Source organism: Gammaproteobacteria bacterium (assembly GCA_013151035.1).
In the GTDB taxonomy this organism is placed as follows: domain Bacteria; phylum Pseudomonadota; class Gammaproteobacteria; order JAADJB01; family JAADJB01; genus JAADJB01.
On the sequence record JAADJB010000001.1, the window covers coordinates 15,072 to 30,753 of the forward strand.

Consider the following 15,682-nt stretch of genomic DNA (forward strand, 5'->3'; position numbering starts at 1 on the left):
ATCATGGCGAAGAAAGAATATTCATATTACCCGGGTTGTTCCTCACAAAAAGCAGCCTCTGCCTCCAACTACCAGACCTCGGTCAATAATATCTGTGATACGCTGGATATCCAGCTCAACGAGATCCCGGACTGGAACTGTTGTTCGGCATCCATCGGTTATGCCGGTGGTGGTGAACTCCCGCGTATGGCATTGTCTGCCCGTAACCTGGCATTGAGTGAACAGGCCAATCCGACACAAGACATTGTAGCCACCTGTGCTGCCTGCTGGCTCGCTACCAAGGAGACGCAGGAGCGCCTGCATCAGGACGATGGACTGATGACCGAGACCAACCAGATATTGGCCGAGGCCGGTCTAAGCGTTAAGGCAAACCAGAATGTACGTCACATGGTTGAGGTATTGATCGAAGACTTCGGTTTTGACGGCCTGGGCGCACCGGTCAAGAAACCACTGGAAGGCATCAAGATCGCCGGCTATGTCGGTTGTCAGACCAATCGTCCCTTTGGTATTGATGGTGAATCCTTTGAGAACCCTAAATACCTGGACAAGATGATCGAGACTATGGGTGCTGAGGCCTGTGGCGACTACGAGAAGAAGGTATCCTGTTGTGGTGGTGCCTTAGCCTTCTCCGAGCCTGAAAAGAGCCAGGAGCTGATCAAGGGTATTATTGAATCCGCCTATGATAATGGCGCTGATATGATTGCAACACCCTGCCCGGTTTGTCAGTTAAACGTCGAAGTCTATCAGGGTCAGATCAACCAGAAGTATGGCACCAAGTTTGATATCCCAGTGGTCTATTACAGCCAGCTAATGAGTGTTGCCTATGGCGGCAATGTTAAGCAGGCGGGACTGGATGGACAGATCATCCGTGCCAAACAGCTGGAAGATATTGCCGGAAAATAGCAAGCCAGAGACAAAATAAGGGGGAAGAGCTAACGCTCTTCCCCCTTTTTTATTGCTGCGTGGTACGCACCCTACCGGTAGGGTGTGCATTGCGCACCATTGTTAATTACCTGCTATTCAACCGAATCCTTGCTGCATTCTTCTCTGCAATGCGCCTGAAAGGATCAGATACCCTTTGATCCTCCGCGATGCACTCCCAAAACCCACTAGCAACCTCACCCGATGATTGCCACAGTGCTAAATGCTGCATTGGCCTGACTGGCAAAATAAAATTACGTTCAATAATCTCACCACGTACCGGTGCATAGATCATTGGCAACATATCGTAGGCTGGGAGTAATTTAAAACCGGTATTACCTGGCGCCAGACTCAGGTTACCAAGATGCATATCCGTATTACCAATCCAGTGTCCATACAATTCATTCCAGATACAATCATGTTCATCATCTAAACTGATCAATTTTTTCTGATACATTTGATGCATTACCTTCGACCATCCCTGTGCCAGGCCAACAAATTCAGCATCAATGGCCAACAGTGAAATCATCGGCATTCGCCCCGATGCACCAACACGATCAAAACGCTGACTCTCAAGAAATACACGTCCGGAAAATTGAAATAACTGCGTATTGGCAGTGGCCCTGCCTGCTTGCTGCATAGCACTCAGCGCATGATATTCACAAATCAACAAATCCTGCCAACGACGTGCCTCAGGCGAATCACCGGCGGGAGAATACTTAACAATGGCATGACCTTTATCACGCGTATAAACTGTAAACTTCTGATGTTCCCCACCCGCAGATGAGCCACCTTGCCACTGGCTCAAGATTGCATTTGCACGATCCGGGTACTCAGATTCACGATCATCGACCACATCCAGCGACCGATGCTGAAAGGCATGTAACGCTGAATCACCTAAAATAAGATGCCCGGGCAAGTCATAACCTTCCTGCATTAAATAACGACCGACCTGATCGACAGACCAGTATCTGGCATCCGCAGGATATCCCAGACGCGAAGCAAAACTGCGTGCAATCTGCCGCCCCATAAACCCTTCCGGACGAAGATCATCAAAGATATAAGGTAATGAGGGATACATAGCATTATTATCACAGCCCTTTAACCAACAACTAGTGCTCTCTGTTTCAATATAGAATTGATCACATCCTATCCCATGCAGGTTTGCCAACTGTTGTGGCAGACCCTTTTCATCAATAGCATAGACTGGGATTTCACCCTGCACACCAAATATCGAGCGAGATAGTGCATAGCGTGTTGAACGTGCGCGACCTATTCGCAGTATTTTCGAAGCTTCCTTGCCTACCAACCTGGATAATGATGGCTGACTGATCCCAAGCTGAGCCTGTAACTGCGTTGATGAAAATACGGCAGCATCGCTCAACAAACGAATTAAACGCTCTGATAGAGTCGGCATGAATAGATACCAGAATAGATACAATAAGGTTATATTAGACCAATACAGCCTTATTGGTCAATATTAATTCATTTTTTGAATAGATAAATAAAAAAGGGGGGAGAGCTAATGCCCTCCCCCCTTATTTATTGGTGCGTAGTACGCACCCTACCAAATATCCACCGTAGGGTGCGCATTGCGCACCATTTTTTTGTACCGTCTACTTAATGGTTGGATCCAACTCACCCGAGGCATAACGCTCAAACATGGCCTCTAAAGAGATTACCTTGATCTTGCTGCCCATACCGGCACAACCAAAGGACTCATAACGATTCTTACAGATCTCTGTCATACCGTTAGTGGCTTCCTTGAGGAACTTGCGTGGATCAAAGTTGGACTTGTTCTGTTCCAGATGACGGCGCACAGAACCGGTTGATGCCATACGCAGATCGGTATCAATATTCACCTTACGCACACCATTCTTAATGCCTTCAACGATCTCTCCAACAGGTACACCATAGGTCTGCCCCATATCACCACCGAAATCATTAATCACCTTCAGCCATTCCTGCGGCACAGAGGATGAACCATGCATCACCAAATGAGTGTTCGGGATACGCGCATGAATCTCCTTGATACGGTCAATACGCAGGATTTCACCCGTTGGCTCCTTGGTGAACTTGTAGGCACCATGAGAGGTACCAATCGCAATCGCGAGGGCATCAACGCCGGTCTTCTTAACAAAGTCAGCGGCTTCATCCGGGTCAGTCAACAACAGATCCAGATCCAGCTTGCCTTCGGCACCATGGCCATCTTCCTCACCCATCTCACCGGTTTCCAGTGAACCCAAGCAACCTAACTCACCTTCAACTGATACACCACCCGCATGCGCCATCTCAACCACCTGACGCGTCACATTGACGTTATATTCAAAGGAAGAAGGGGTCTTGGCATCAGCCTCCAGCGAGCCATCCATCATAACTGAGGAGAAGCCACTTTGTAGTGAACGCAGACAAACATCCGGTGAAGCACCATGATCCTGATGCATACAGATCGGAATATTCGGATAGGTCTCAATCGCCGCCAGAATCAGGTGACGCAGGAAGGGTTCGCCAGCATAACCACGGGCACCCGCAGAACCCTGCATGATAACCGGGCTATCGGTCTCGGATGCAGCACGCATGATGGCATGCACCTGCTCCATATTGTTTACATTAAATGCAGGTAAACCATAGCTATGTTCTGCAGCATGATCCAGTAATTGTCGAAGTGAAACTAATGCCATTATGCTCTCCTAAAATGTCTATTCTTAAAATATTTATACTACTCTACGCCATAACAGACATAGAATATGCTTACTAATTCAATTGTTATTACTCAGGTCTTGCACAGACCACCAACACAGATGATCTTCATCGCATTGGTACCACCCTCTACACCACTGAGATCACCCTTGGTAAGGATAACCCGATCACCGTCACGCACCGCGCCACGACGCACCAGCTCATCAATCGCCTCCTGGTTAATCTCCGCATGATCCGTTGTTGTCACATCAAAACTCACCGGATAAACACCGCGATACATGGTCACCTTTCTACGCGTCTCCACATGCCGTGTCAGGGCATAGATCGGAATACCTGAACTCACACGTGACATCCACAAGGGGGTTGAACCTGATTCTGTCAAGGTGGCAATCGCCTTTACATTCAACTGATTAGCGGTATACATCGCGGCCTTGGCAATAGCCTCATCAATACTCTTGAACTCGGCATAGGTACGACGATCAACCGCCAGCGTACCACGCTGTAATTCAGCCTCACGACAGATACGCACCATCGCCTCAACCGCCTTGACCGGGTATTTACCGGTGGCTGTCTCAGCCGATAACATCACTGCATCAGTGCCGTCAATTACCGCATTGGCAACATCAAACACCTCGGCGCGTGTTGGTATCGGGCTATCAACCATCGACTGCATCATCTGGGTTGCCGTAATTGCCACACGATCCTGGGCACGCGACATCTTGATAATACGCTTTTGTACAGCGGGTAACTCAGCATCACCAATCTCTACACCCAAATCACCACGTGCAATCATCACGACATCCGTCGCCTCAATAATCGCTTCCAGCTCATCGAGTGCCTCGGCACGTTCAATCTTGGCAACAATACCACCGTGACCACCTGCGGCACGCAATAAACGACGCGCCTCATGAATATCTTCAGCATTACGCGGGAAGGAAACGGCGATGTAATCCGCCTGCATATCGGCAGCAATCTTGATATCAGCCCGATCCTTATCGGTAATCGCTCCAGCAGAAAGACCACCACCCTGGCGGTTAATGCCCTTGTTATTCGAGAGCTCACCACCCACTACAACACGGCAGCGAATCTCCTGATCAATAACCTCATCCACCCACAGTACAATGGCACCATCATCCAGTAACAAGGTGTCACCACGGCGGACATCATCGGTTAACGCCTTATACATGATACCCACCCGTTCCTGGGTGCCCTCGGTGGAGGATAGTGCCGCATCCAGCACAAATTGATCACCATCGTTCAATGTGATTTTGCCGTCAATAAAACGTTCAATGCGAATCTTGGGACCTTGCAAATCAGCCAACACACCGACCTGGCGACCATGCGCACGCGCACGATTACGCACCGTCTCGGCACGCCTGATATGATCCTCAGCACTACCATGTGAAAAATTCACGCGTACGACATCTACACCCGCCTGAATAAGGTCATCCAGAACCTTGGGGTCATCGGTAGCTGGCCCCAAAGTGGCAACAATCTTGGTTCGTTTCATCATGGACATTGCCTACTCACTCTCGGTTAGTGTGAAAAAATATCAATCAGGAAGCCTCAGCAGCTCGTTTTTCCAGCATGGCGACAGCGGGTAAGGTCTTGCCTTCAAGGAATTCGAGAAAGGCGCCACCGGCTGTCGAGATATAAGACACCTTATCATAGATATCATATTTTTGAATGGCAGCAATGGTATCACCACCACCGGCAAGAGAAAAACCATCGGCATTGGCAATCGCCATTGCCACTGTTTTAGTCCCCTCACCAAACTGATCAAACTCAAATACGCCCACCGGGCCGTTCCAGATAATAGTGCCTGCCTTACTGATAATATCAGCCAGCTCTTGTGCGGATTTTGGCCCAATATCAAAAATCATATCATCATCAGAAGCATCGCCCGCAGCCTTCAATACAGCCGGTTCATTCTCATCAAACTGCTTACCACAAACAATATCAACGGCAATGGGGATTGAGGCACCGCGTGCATCCATCTTTTTAACCAGGGCTTTAGCGGTATCCACTAAATCATCTTCACACAGCGACTTGCCCACATTGTTACCCATTGCCTTGAGGAAGGTATTGGCGATACCGCCACCCACTACTAATTGATCAACCTTCTCGGACAATGCTTCGAGCACGGTCAACTTGGTTGACACCTTGGAGCCACCCACAATCGCCACCATTGGACGAGCAGGATTAGCCAAGGCACTATTCAGTGCATCCAGTTCACCACTCAGCAGGATACCGGCACAGGCTATTGGTGCAAACACACCCGCACCATGCGTCGAAGCCTGGGCACGATGTGAGGTACCAAAGGCATCCATCACATAGACATCACATAGACTGGCATATTGTTTTGCCAGTGCCTCATCATCCTTTTTCTCACCGGCATTAAAGCGTACATTTTCCAGCAGCACGACATCACCCGAAGCAACCTCAGGGGCATTATCCAGATAACCCTTAATCAATGGTACCGTCTTACCCAACTTGGCAGACATCACATCCGCAATCGGCTGCATGGAGTTAGCCTCATCCACCACACCCTCTTCAGGACGACCACGATGTGACATCACCATCACCGAGGCACCTGCCTTCATGCAGTGTTCAATGCTGGGCATTGATGCGGTAATACGCGCATCCGATGTTACCTTGCCATCCTTAACAGGGACATTCATATCCGCACGGATCAAAACACGCTTACCCGCCAGATCCAGATCCGTCAGCTTGATAAAAGCCATGATGTAACTCCTAAATTATATTTTTTCAAAACTGTTTGGTAAACCCCATCAGGGCTTAACAAACACCTTTAATAATTAACTGACCCGAACCATTTCGGGTCAGTTAAAGATCAGTAAATCAGAATTTTTCTTAAACTCTGGTTCACTCTGAGTGAGAGATTTGCGTTCAGAGCAAGGCGCGGAAGTCATTTGAGCGCGGAGCGTACAACTAGTACGTGAGCACTCAAATCACTTCCGCAACGCCGCTATGGGCGCAAAGATCCACTCATCCTATTTAGACACATGCTCTACAAAACGTAGCATGTTGCAAGTATAACCATACTCATTGTCATACCATGAAACGACCTTCACGAAGGTACCGTCAAGCGCAATACCCGCACCGGAATCAAAGATAGAAGATTTACCACAACCACGGAAGTCGGTAGAAACCACCTTCTCGTCGGTGTAACCCAGGGTTTCACTCATTGGACCCGACTCAGATGCCGCCTTCATAGCCGCACAGATTTCTTCATAAGAGGCTTCTTTCTCCAGCTCAATCGTCAGATCAACAACCGATACGTCTGAGGTTGGTACGCGGAACGCCATACCGGTCAGCTTACCATTCAACTCAGGCAGAACCACACCCACAGCCTTGGCAGCACCGGTTGAAGATGGAATGATATTTTCCAGAATACCACGACCACCACGCCAGTCCTTCATGGAGGGGCCATCAACCGTCTTCTGTGTTGCTGTTGCCGCATGAACCGTTGTCATCAGACCACGTTTGATACCCCAGGTATCATTCAGGATCTTGGCAACAGGTGCCAGACAGTTAGTGGTACAAGAGGCAGCAGAGATAATCGCCTGACCGGTGTAGGTGTCATGGTTAACACCATGCACAAACATGGGTGTACCATCCTTAGACGGTGCAGACATCACAACCTTCTTGGCACCGGCATCAATGTGCTTCTGACAAGTCTCTTCGGTAAGGAAGAAACCGGTACATTCAATCACCAGATCAGCACCGATGTCGCTCCACTTCAGATCAGCAGGATCACGCTCAGCCGTCAGACGGATAGTTTTACCATTCACAATAAGGTTACCACCATCAACAGCAACATCACCGTCAAAATTACCGTGTACTGAATCATATTTCAACATGTAAGCCAGGTAATCCGCATCCAGCAGGTCATTAATACCAACTACTTCGATGTCTGAAAAATCTTTGGCAATCGCACGGAAAGCCATGCGCCCGATACGACCGAAACCATTAATACCGACTTTAATTGTCATTGTTCTTTCTCCTAAAATATTATCTTAAAATAAATTATTTGTAGACTTTTACAGTATGCCTTCTACTGTCTTAACCACATTCTCTACAGTAAAACCAAATTCCTTAAATAGCTGGCCAGCCGGGGCAGATTCACCGAAGTGATTGATACCCACTACTGCATCAGCATACTTGTACCAGGCATCAGGAACAGCGGCTTCAACAGCAACCGTTGGAACACCCTTAATCAATACAGAGGAGCGATAGGCATCATCCTGGGCATCAAATAAATTCGTTGATGGCATGGAAACCACACGAATCTTCTTACCTGACATGGCCTCAGCCGCACCGGTTGCCAAAGCAATCTCGGAACCGGTACCAATAATGATGGCATCCGGTGTACCTTCACAATCTTTCAGAATATAACCACCCTTGGCAATATCAGCAATCTGGGCATCCGTACGTTCATTATGCGGCAGACCCTGACGCGAGAAGATCAGTGTAGAAGGACCATCCTTACGTTCAATAGCCTGCGCCCAACAGACCGCTGATTCAACCGCATCACAGGGCCGCCATACCGCCATATTAGGAATCATGCGCAGAGTAGGGATTTGTTCAACAGGCTGATGAGTCGGGCCATCTTCACCCAGACCGATAGAGTCATGGGAGTAAACAAAGATGCTTTGAATCTTCATCAAGGCCGCCATACGCAAGGCATTACGTGCATATTCCGAGAACATCAGGAAGGTGGCGCCAAAGGGAATCAAACCACCGTGCAAGGTCATGCCATTCATAATGGCAGACATAGCAAACTCACGCACACCATAATTCAGATAGTTGGCATCGTCATTATTAATCATTGGCTTGTAACCTGACCATTCGGTCAGATTTGAACAACCCAGATCAGCAGAACCACCAAACATCTCGGGAACCATGGGTGAATAGGCTTCGATAGCCGCCAATGATGCCTGACGTGTGGCAGGGCTCTTGGCATCGGCATTGACAGAGGCAATATAAGCCGCTGATTTCTCTGCCCAGTCGGCAGGCAGATCACCGGCTATGCGACGCTCATATTCAGCAGCCAGCTCAGGATGCGCTGACTTATAGGCAGCAAACTTGTCATTCCATGCCGCCTCGGTAGTCGCACCCTTTTCCTTTGCATCCCAACCGGCGTAGACATCGGCAGGCACTTCAAATGCCGCATGATCCCAACCTAAAGCGGCCTTGGTCAGATTAATTTCTTCTTCACCCAGTGGCGCACCATGGCAGGCATGTGAACCGGCCTTATTAGGCGAGCCAAAGCCAATCGTGGTCTTACAACAAATCAGCGTAGGCTTGTCGGTCATTGCCTTAGCGGCATCAATCGCCTTGACGAGTGATTCAGCATCATGCCCATCAACATCGGCAATCACATGCCAGCCGTAAGAGTCAAAACGTTTAGGGGTGTCATCAGTAAACCAGCCTTCAACATTACCATCAATCGAGATACCATTATCATCCCAGAAGGCAATCAGCTTACCCAACCCGAGAGTACCGGCAAGGGAACAAGCCTCATGCGAGATACCTTCCATCAAACAACCATCACCCATAAAGACATAGGTATTATGATCAACGATATCGTGACCCTTCTGGTTGAAGTGACCGGCTAATGCCTTTTCAGCAATCGCCATGCCGACACCATTAGTAATACCTTGACCTAAGGGCCCGGTTGTCGTCTCAACACCCGGTGCATAACCGTATTCAGGATGCCCTGGTGTTTTTGAATGTAACTGACGGAAGTTTTTCAGATCATCAATACTCAGATCGTAACCGGTTAAATGCAACAGTGAATAGATCAGCATTGAGCCATGACCATTTGACAGGATAAAGCGATCACGGTTAGACCAGTTCGGGTTGGTCGGGTTATGATTCATATAACCATTCCACAAAACCTCAGCGATATCCGCCATGCCCATAGGTGCGCCCGGGTGACCTGAATTGGCCTTCTGTACTGCATCCATACTCAGAGCACGGACTGCATTAGCTAGTTCTTTACGCGATGACATCGCTTCCTCCTACAATATTGAAAATATAAATAATCACATAAACCATTAGCCATCATTGCAGGCTAATCATTCAGTAAAAAATACCGCTACCGGATATAAAACCCAGCATCAAGATTCCTCATGTGTCTATGTTGGAAACACACAGAGCACAGCATTTTCGCTTACTTGGACACATTCAGCAACCGAAAAAACATCTAACCCCTGAAACAGGCTCTCTAAACAAAGCCACTCAGAAATAATGGCATCACCGCCAAAAGACCAAAAAAACACCGGAAAACGGGGCTGACAGGGGCTAAATCAAGTCATTATTAGTCATCTTATCGATTATACTGGCTAATGGGGGCATTAGATAATTCAATTGATTTAAGGTAGAACGTACCTCCCCGGTCTGTCCGATAATGAATCTAATGGCAACCGGGTTTGGCAGAGGCCTGCTGTTGTTCGAGATTATCCAGCTCAGTCTCCTCAATATAATGGATAAATGCTCGCTTTAGCTCGGCAGCCAGACCACCACCCAGCGTCTCTCCGCTGTTTTCTATCGTTGCCTCAATCTGTTCAACCGTTGCCTGTAACAAATCGTAGGTAATCACGATACGATCGGTTTCAACCACAACTGCCTCAATCCCCATCATCGCTTCCAGCGCCGCCACAATAACAGCCGACTGATCTACACTTAAGGCAGCCTTCAGTTTTAATACTCTCTTTTTAAGAGTCGCATGCCCGGCGTGCTCAAGTGAGGAATCATTATATCCACCCACATATAAAAGAGGATTGGCCTCAAAACGATCCCGGCACTGGCGCGAACAAAAGGCATAGGCATGACCTTTATACTCTATGGCATGGCTATCGTCATCAACCACCATGTGACACACCAGGTCTTCCATCTGTTTTTTATCCAAAATCGTCACAAACAAGCCCCTCAATCGGCATCAAACAGCTGTCCGGAACGAATATGATACAACGACTCAACTGGTAAAACAGCAATAATACCATCGCCTTTTATCCCGGTATAAGCCACCTCCATAATCGCCTGAACAACCTCATCAACTTTGTTAGCCGCAATAAATATCTCAATACGCGCCTGCGCCGAAGTCCAGTCGCTCTCAAAGAAATTAGGCACCTGGCCATAGCCCTTCACCTTGGTCACACTGACACCCGGCACGCTAATTTGCTTAAGTCTTATCTCAACCGCCTCCAGCTTCGAGGGCTGGATAATCGCTGTCACCTTTCTGTAATCCATAATTTCTCCTTAAAATATTCAGACAAAATATCTTCACTCAACAACCGCCGTCTGATGACCGTCACCTGCAGGTAAAGGTATCGTTTCCAGCGGCCTGGAATCTTTTTGATCAACCTCCCATACAATAGGTTCCTTACGATCGGACATATAGACCTTAGCTGTACCACGAATGGCATTCAGGTTTTCCGGTGCGGGAGATAGACTCACTCTCCGCTTAACACCTGTTTGAGTATCAATCACCACCAGACTATCATCTTTTTTGCTGCTTACAAACAAATCACTGCCAGAAGCATAACGCCCATCGCGGGGTACCTGCGTATTCTTGGGGGCATCCACAGCAACCACTTGATTGGCCAACCCCAAGGGGATATAGACAATCGGTGACACCAAAGGGGGATCTGCCAACAAGATACCAGGGGCAATCACACAAACCGCCAATATAAATTTCATCATATTCATCATAATGGTCTCCTCTACGATTAAGAATAGAACCCATTCCTACCAAATTCAATACGTTAAAACCTCAAAAAAGATTTGAATCATTAAAAAAATATAGCAAATATTCCCCTGTTTATGTAATGTTACGCAAAGATGAGCCGACAAAGGCTCCATTGACCAATAAATTATAGAGACCATACTTAACAACAAGTTCACTACTGAAAGCTTTTAAGGAACTTCTCAATGACTGATCTATTTCGTAACATGTCCATTAGAAACCAACTCTGGATGGGCTTCCTTCTCATCCTGGCAATATTATTATTCATCTCCCTGTACACAGTAAACCGCCTTAATCAACTCAATGATGGCATCAGCGAGGTCACTGAAAAGATCCAACCCGTTGTGCTCACGGCACAACACCTGGAAAGTGAAATTGAGGCCGCCAGTAACGGATTAGGCTTTTACCTGCTAACCAAAGAAGATTCTTATAAAGATCGCTATCTATCGCACCTGGACACAACCCTCCAACTCATCAATCAACTCGCTCAATTTGGTTTTGTCACTGAAAACAAGAGCTATCAGTCGCAGGTAGCGGGCATCAGCAATGACCTGGATAAACTATCCGCTTACCGGGTGCAAATGGTTGATCTGGTCAACGACAATGTGAAAAATATACCGGCACTAAAAATTGCTACCGAAAGGGCCAGTCCCATCGCCCAGGAGATTCAAGGGTTAGTGGCACAAATGATCGAGTCCGATTATGACGAGGACAATGCCGATGGTTCCAGAAATGAATTAAGGCATACCATCTACGATCTTCGATTCTATATCTCACAATTATTCAGTGAGGTAAGAAACTTTCTAGCATTTCGTTCGAACATTAATGTACGTAATCTGGTAACCATACACGAGGTTATCGCCCGTAAAATTAATATAATAACCGCCAATAGTGACTTATATACCTTCGAGCAGGAGGAAAACATGGAAAGACTGGTGGTAATCTATGCTACCTATAAGAAACTTCTCACTGAAATAACCGATGTTCACGGATCAGACCGCTACCGCACAGATGCCTGGCTGGTAAAGCACGAGATCGGCCAACTGGAAGACACGATTGAAATCAATCTTAACACCCTTGTTGACCAGTTAAAATCCGTCATTACCAGCACCAGTAATGCCCTTCAGGAACAAGCCTCTGATGCCAGCACCAAGGTTATATCGGGTACGACCTTTGGCATACTGGCCGGCCTTCTGGTTGCATTTTTCATGGCAAAGATCATTATTGCACCCATAAATAACGCCGTTAACGCCATGAAAGACCTGGCAGAAGGCGAAGGCGATCTGACCCACCGCCTGGATGACCGAGGAACATCAGAAATGGCCATGCTGGCAAAAGGTTTCAACAGCTTTGCCAGCAAGGTACAAGCACTGGTCTCACAACTGGCAGGAGGGGTTGGCAACTTATCATCCGTGGTCAGCGATGTCTCCAATATTGTTGATCAAACCCAGGTCGGATCACAACAGCAACAAGAACAGACCGAGCAGGTCGCTACTGCCATTACCGAAATGACAGCCACCGTACAAGAGGTTGCCACCAACGCCAATCAAGCCGCAGATGCCGCGCAACAGGCTGATCAGAATGCCCGCTCAGGTCAACAGGTGGTGACCGAAACCATCTCATCGATCAACGCCCTGGCGGGTGAGATTGAAACAGGATCCAATGTTATCAATAAGTTATCTCAGGATGCCGATTCCATTGGCTCGGTATTGGATGTCATCAAGGGTATTGCTGAACAAACCAATCTGTTGGCACTGAATGCCGCCATTGAGGCCGCCCGTGCAGGTGAACAAGGGCGTGGATTCGCCGTAGTGGCGGATGAGGTACGCACCCTCGCCAGCCGTACCCAGGAATCAACCACCGAGATTGAGGCTATGATATCAAGCCTGCAGGCGCAAGCACAAGCCGCTGTGACAGCCATAACCCAGGGGCAGGAAAAGGCACACACCAGTGTTGAAAGTGCCTCCAATGCCGGTAATTCGCTCAATGAAATCACCGAGTCTATTACCACTATCAGTAATATGAATTTTCAGATTGCCACCGCCTCCGAGGAACAGAGTGCCGTCTCTGAAGAGATTAATCGCAACATTGTTAATATCAGCAACGTTGCCGAGGAAAATGCCCAGGCCTCTAATCAACTGGCAAATGCCAGTGACAATCTGGCGCAACTGGCAACTGAGTTACAGCAGTTGGTTTCACAGTTTAAATATTAAACGTCAAACAAATGGTGCGCAGTGCGCACCCTACCAACGTCAAAACAAACAATGACACGTATCACACCGGTAGGGTGCGTATTACGCACCAACCACCCCATTCGATTTCCACTTGATAGAACAACCCATGCTCGGGATCTGCTCCGCAGGTCCTTTGCCGCTACGCGCCACCTCTAGCATAGACTCATACAAATCACGCCTCACATCAGCGGCGGCGGTCTCTTTACGACTGGCATCCAGGCGACCTCGGTACTGTAGCTCAAGCTCGGCGTTATAACCAAAGAAATCCGGTGTACATACCGCACCATAGGCCTTAGCTACTGACTGAGTCTCATCGAACAAATAAGGAAAAGGAAAGCCCCATTGCTCAGCAACGATTTTCATATTATCAAAACCATCCTCGGCATAATCCACCGGATCATTTGACATAATTGCTACACTATTAATCCCCTCATCCATCAAGGCTCGCGTATCACGCACCAGACGTTCATGTATCGCCTTAACATAGGGGCAATGATTACAGATAAACATCACTAACAGACCCTTTTCACCCTTACAGTCATCCAGGGTCCATATCTTGCCATCAGTACCCGGCAATTCAAAATCAATCGCCGCCTTACCAAAATTACATACAGGTGTTTCCAGACTAACCATGCAAACCATCCTCCACAGAGAAAAATATCAAAAAAAACTAAGGAATATTTATATTAGCCGATGTTAACTCAACTTACACAAACATAAACCCACCAAATAACATAGGATACACAACGACCCTGGACTAACAATCAACATAAAAAAAGTATACAATCCAGTGCATATTCTCACATAGAATATACAGAATTCAGCAAAACACAGCCAGAATGGAAAATATATGAGCACTAGTCACCTCTTCACCTCAGAGTCTGTTTCTGAAGGGCATCCTGACAAGATTGCCGACCAAATATCCGATGCGGTACTGGATGCGATCCTGGAACAAGATCCTAAAGCGCGTGTCGCCTGTGAGACCATGGTCAAGACCGGCATGGTTATTGTTGCCGGTGAAGTCACCACCAGTGCCTGGGTTGATATTGAGGCTATTACACGCCAAACCGTGAGAGAAATTGGCTATAACAGCTCCGAGATCGGCTTTGATGCTGAATCTTGTGCTGTTCTCAATGCCATTGGCAAGCAATCAGTAGATATTGCCATGGGTGTAGATAAGGGTGACGACCACGAGCAGGGAGCGGGAGATCAGGGTTTGATGTTTGGCTATGCCACCAACGAAACTGATGTCCTTATGCCAGCCCCTATTACTTATTCACATTTACTGGTACAGCGTCAGGCAGCGGAACGCAAAAACGGCTCTTTGCCCTGGTTACGTCCTGATGCCAAGAGTCAGGTGACCTTTCGCTATGAAGACAACAAACCAGTAGGTATTGATACCGTAGTGCTATCCACCCAGCATGACCCGGAAATCGAACTAGAGGCCTTGAAAGAGGCTGTGATGGATCAAATTATCCTGCCAGTTTTACCTGAAGAATGGATTAGCAAGGACACCAAGTTCTTTATTAATCCAACCGGCCGTTTCGTTATTGGTGGCCCGGTGGGTGATTGTGGCCTCACTGGACGCAAGATTATTGTCGATACCTACGGTGGTGCTGCCCGCCACGGTGGTGGTGCCTTCTCCGGCAAAGATCCTAGTAAGGTTGATCGTTCAGCCGCCTATGCCGGACGCTATGTTGCCAAGAATATTGTTGCCGCCGGGATTGCGGATCGTTGTGAGATTCAGGTCTCTTACGCGATTGGCGTTGCCGAACCGACATCCATTAGCGTCAATACCTTTGGCACTGGCAAGATTGCAGACCCAGCCATCGTGAAGTTGATCCGCGAACACTTTGACCTGCGCCCGCGCGGGCTTATCGTCATGCTCGACCTGTTACGACCCATCTACAAAGCAACCGCCGCCTACGGGCATTTTGGTCGTGAACAAGATGATTTTACCTGGGAACGTACAGATAAAGCAGAAACACTGAAGGATGCCGCAGGCCTATAAACTTAAAATGACATCCCCGCACAGGCGGGGATCCATATAAAA

General features: G+C 47.8%; 13 protein-coding genes. 3 read left to right on the forward strand and 10 right to left on the reverse strand.

All coding sequences use genetic code 11. The features are described from left to right. The first annotated feature begins 3 nt into the window (after positions 1 to 3). The gene (locus GXP22_00085; protein ID NOX07890.1) at positions 4 to 903 is read left to right on the forward strand and encodes a heterodisulfide reductase; all 900 of its coding nucleotides are present in this window, start codon (positions 4 to 6) and stop codon (positions 901 to 903) included. 106 nt (positions 904 to 1,009) lie between these two features. Here GXP22_00085 and yjjJ read toward each other — a convergent pair whose 3' ends face one another. The 9 genes from yjjJ to GXP22_00130 all read right to left on the reverse strand — a co-directional run bounded on the left by yjjJ (position 1,010) and on the right by GXP22_00130 (position 11,361). Continuing rightward, on the reverse strand, positions 1,010 to 2,338 hold the full coding sequence (gene yjjJ, locus GXP22_00090; GenBank protein ID NOX07891.1) for a type II toxin-antitoxin system HipA family toxin YjjJ: 1,329 nt from the start codon (positions 2,336 to 2,338) through the stop codon (positions 1,010 to 1,012). Between the two features lie 199 nt (positions 2,339 to 2,537). Continuing rightward, positions 2,538 to 3,602: a fructose-bisphosphate aldolase class II gene (locus GXP22_00095; protein ID NOX07892.1), complete on the reverse strand. Its 1,065-nt coding sequence runs from the start codon at positions 3,600 to 3,602 to the stop codon at positions 2,538 to 2,540. A 92-nt stretch (positions 3,603 to 3,694) separates the two neighbouring features. Next, on the reverse strand, positions 3,695 to 5,134 hold the full coding sequence (gene pyk, locus GXP22_00100) for a pyruvate kinase (GenBank protein ID NOX07893.1): 1,440 nt from the start codon (positions 5,132 to 5,134) through the stop codon (positions 3,695 to 3,697). 43 nt (positions 5,135 to 5,177) lie between these two features. Continuing rightward, complete coding sequence (locus tag GXP22_00105) at positions 5,178 to 6,365, reverse strand: phosphoglycerate kinase (GenBank protein NOX07894.1); 1,188 nt, start codon at positions 6,363 to 6,365, stop codon at positions 5,178 to 5,180. A gap of 270 nt (positions 6,366 to 6,635) precedes the next feature. After that, positions 6,636 to 7,637 (reverse strand): type I glyceraldehyde-3-phosphate dehydrogenase, encoded by a 1,002-nt coding sequence (gene gap / locus GXP22_00110; protein ID NOX07895.1) that lies wholly within the window; start codon positions 7,635 to 7,637, stop codon positions 6,636 to 6,638. Positions 7,638 to 7,685: 48 nt separating this feature from the next. After that, on the reverse strand, positions 7,686 to 9,659 hold the full coding sequence (gene tkt, locus GXP22_00115; GenBank protein NOX07896.1) for a transketolase: 1,974 nt from the start codon (positions 9,657 to 9,659) through the stop codon (positions 7,686 to 7,688). Positions 9,660 to 10,063: 404 nt separating this feature from the next. After that, positions 10,064 to 10,567 carry a YHS domain-containing protein gene (locus GXP22_00120; GenBank protein ID NOX07897.1) on the reverse strand — a complete coding sequence of 168 codons (504 nt, stop codon included), beginning with the start codon at positions 10,565 to 10,567 and terminating at the stop codon, positions 10,064 to 10,066. An 11-nt stretch (positions 10,568 to 10,578) separates the two neighbouring features. Further along, on the reverse strand, positions 10,579 to 10,899 hold the full coding sequence (locus GXP22_00125) for a P-II family nitrogen regulator (GenBank protein ID NOX07898.1): 321 nt from the start codon (positions 10,897 to 10,899) through the stop codon (positions 10,579 to 10,581). A gap of 33 nt (positions 10,900 to 10,932) precedes the next feature. Next, positions 10,933 to 11,361 (reverse strand): hypothetical protein, encoded by a 429-nt coding sequence (locus GXP22_00130; protein ID NOX07899.1) that lies wholly within the window; start codon positions 11,359 to 11,361, stop codon positions 10,933 to 10,935. A gap of 219 nt (positions 11,362 to 11,580) precedes the next feature. On the opposite strand from GXP22_00130, the gene GXP22_00135 reads away from it, so the two are divergent. Continuing rightward, complete coding sequence (locus GXP22_00135; GenBank protein ID NOX07900.1) at positions 11,581 to 13,608, forward strand: methyl-accepting chemotaxis protein; 2,028 nt, start codon at positions 11,581 to 11,583, stop codon at positions 13,606 to 13,608. 81 nt (positions 13,609 to 13,689) lie between these two features. On the opposite strand, the gene GXP22_00140 is transcribed toward GXP22_00135, so the two are convergent. Continuing rightward, entirely contained in the window at positions 13,690 to 14,262 is a 573-nt protein-coding gene (locus tag GXP22_00140; GenBank protein NOX07901.1) for a thioredoxin family protein, read from the reverse strand. A 217-nt stretch (positions 14,263 to 14,479) separates the two neighbouring features. On the opposite strand from GXP22_00140, the gene GXP22_00145 reads away from it, so the two are divergent. Beyond that, positions 14,480 to 15,640, forward strand: a complete 1,161-nt coding sequence (locus tag GXP22_00145; GenBank protein ID NOX07902.1) for a methionine adenosyltransferase — start codon at positions 14,480 to 14,482, stop codon at positions 15,638 to 15,640. The last annotated feature ends 42 nt before the right edge of the window (positions 15,641 to 15,682 follow it).

Coding starts and splice junctions, on each gene's coding strand:
- GXP22_00145 (NOX07902.1), top strand. CDS start 14,480: ATGAGCACTAGTCACCTCTTCACCTCAGAGTCTGTTTCTGAAGGGCAT.
- GXP22_00085 (NOX07890.1), top strand. CDS start 4: ATGGCGAAGAAAGAATATTCATATTACCCGGGTTGTTCCTCACAAAAA.
- yjjJ (NOX07891.1), bottom strand. CDS start 2,338: ATGCCGACTCTATCAGAGCGTTTAATTCGTTTGTTGAGCGATGCTGCC.
- tkt (NOX07896.1), bottom strand. CDS start 9,659: ATGTCATCGCGTAAAGAACTAGCTAATGCAGTCCGTGCTCTGAGTATG.
- GXP22_00125 (NOX07898.1), bottom strand. CDS start 10,899: ATGGATTACAGAAAGGTGACAGCGATTATCCAGCCCTCGAAGCTGGAG.
- GXP22_00130 (NOX07899.1), bottom strand. CDS start 11,361: ATGATGAATATGATGAAATTTATATTGGCGGTTTGTGTGATTGCCCCT.
- gap (NOX07895.1), bottom strand. CDS start 7,637: ATGACAATTAAAGTCGGTATTAATGGTTTCGGTCGTATCGGGCGCATG.
- pyk (NOX07893.1), bottom strand. CDS start 5,134: ATGATGAAACGAACCAAGATTGTTGCCACTTTGGGGCCAGCTACCGAT.
- GXP22_00095 (NOX07892.1), bottom strand. CDS start 3,602: ATGGCATTAGTTTCACTTCGACAATTACTGGATCATGCTGCAGAACAT.
- GXP22_00105 (NOX07894.1), bottom strand. CDS start 6,365: ATGGCTTTTATCAAGCTGACGGATCTGGATCTGGCGGGTAAGCGTGTT.
- GXP22_00135 (NOX07900.1), top strand. CDS start 11,581: ATGACTGATCTATTTCGTAACATGTCCATTAGAAACCAACTCTGGATG.
- GXP22_00140 (NOX07901.1), bottom strand. CDS start 14,262: ATGGTTAGTCTGGAAACACCTGTATGTAATTTTGGTAAGGCGGCGATT.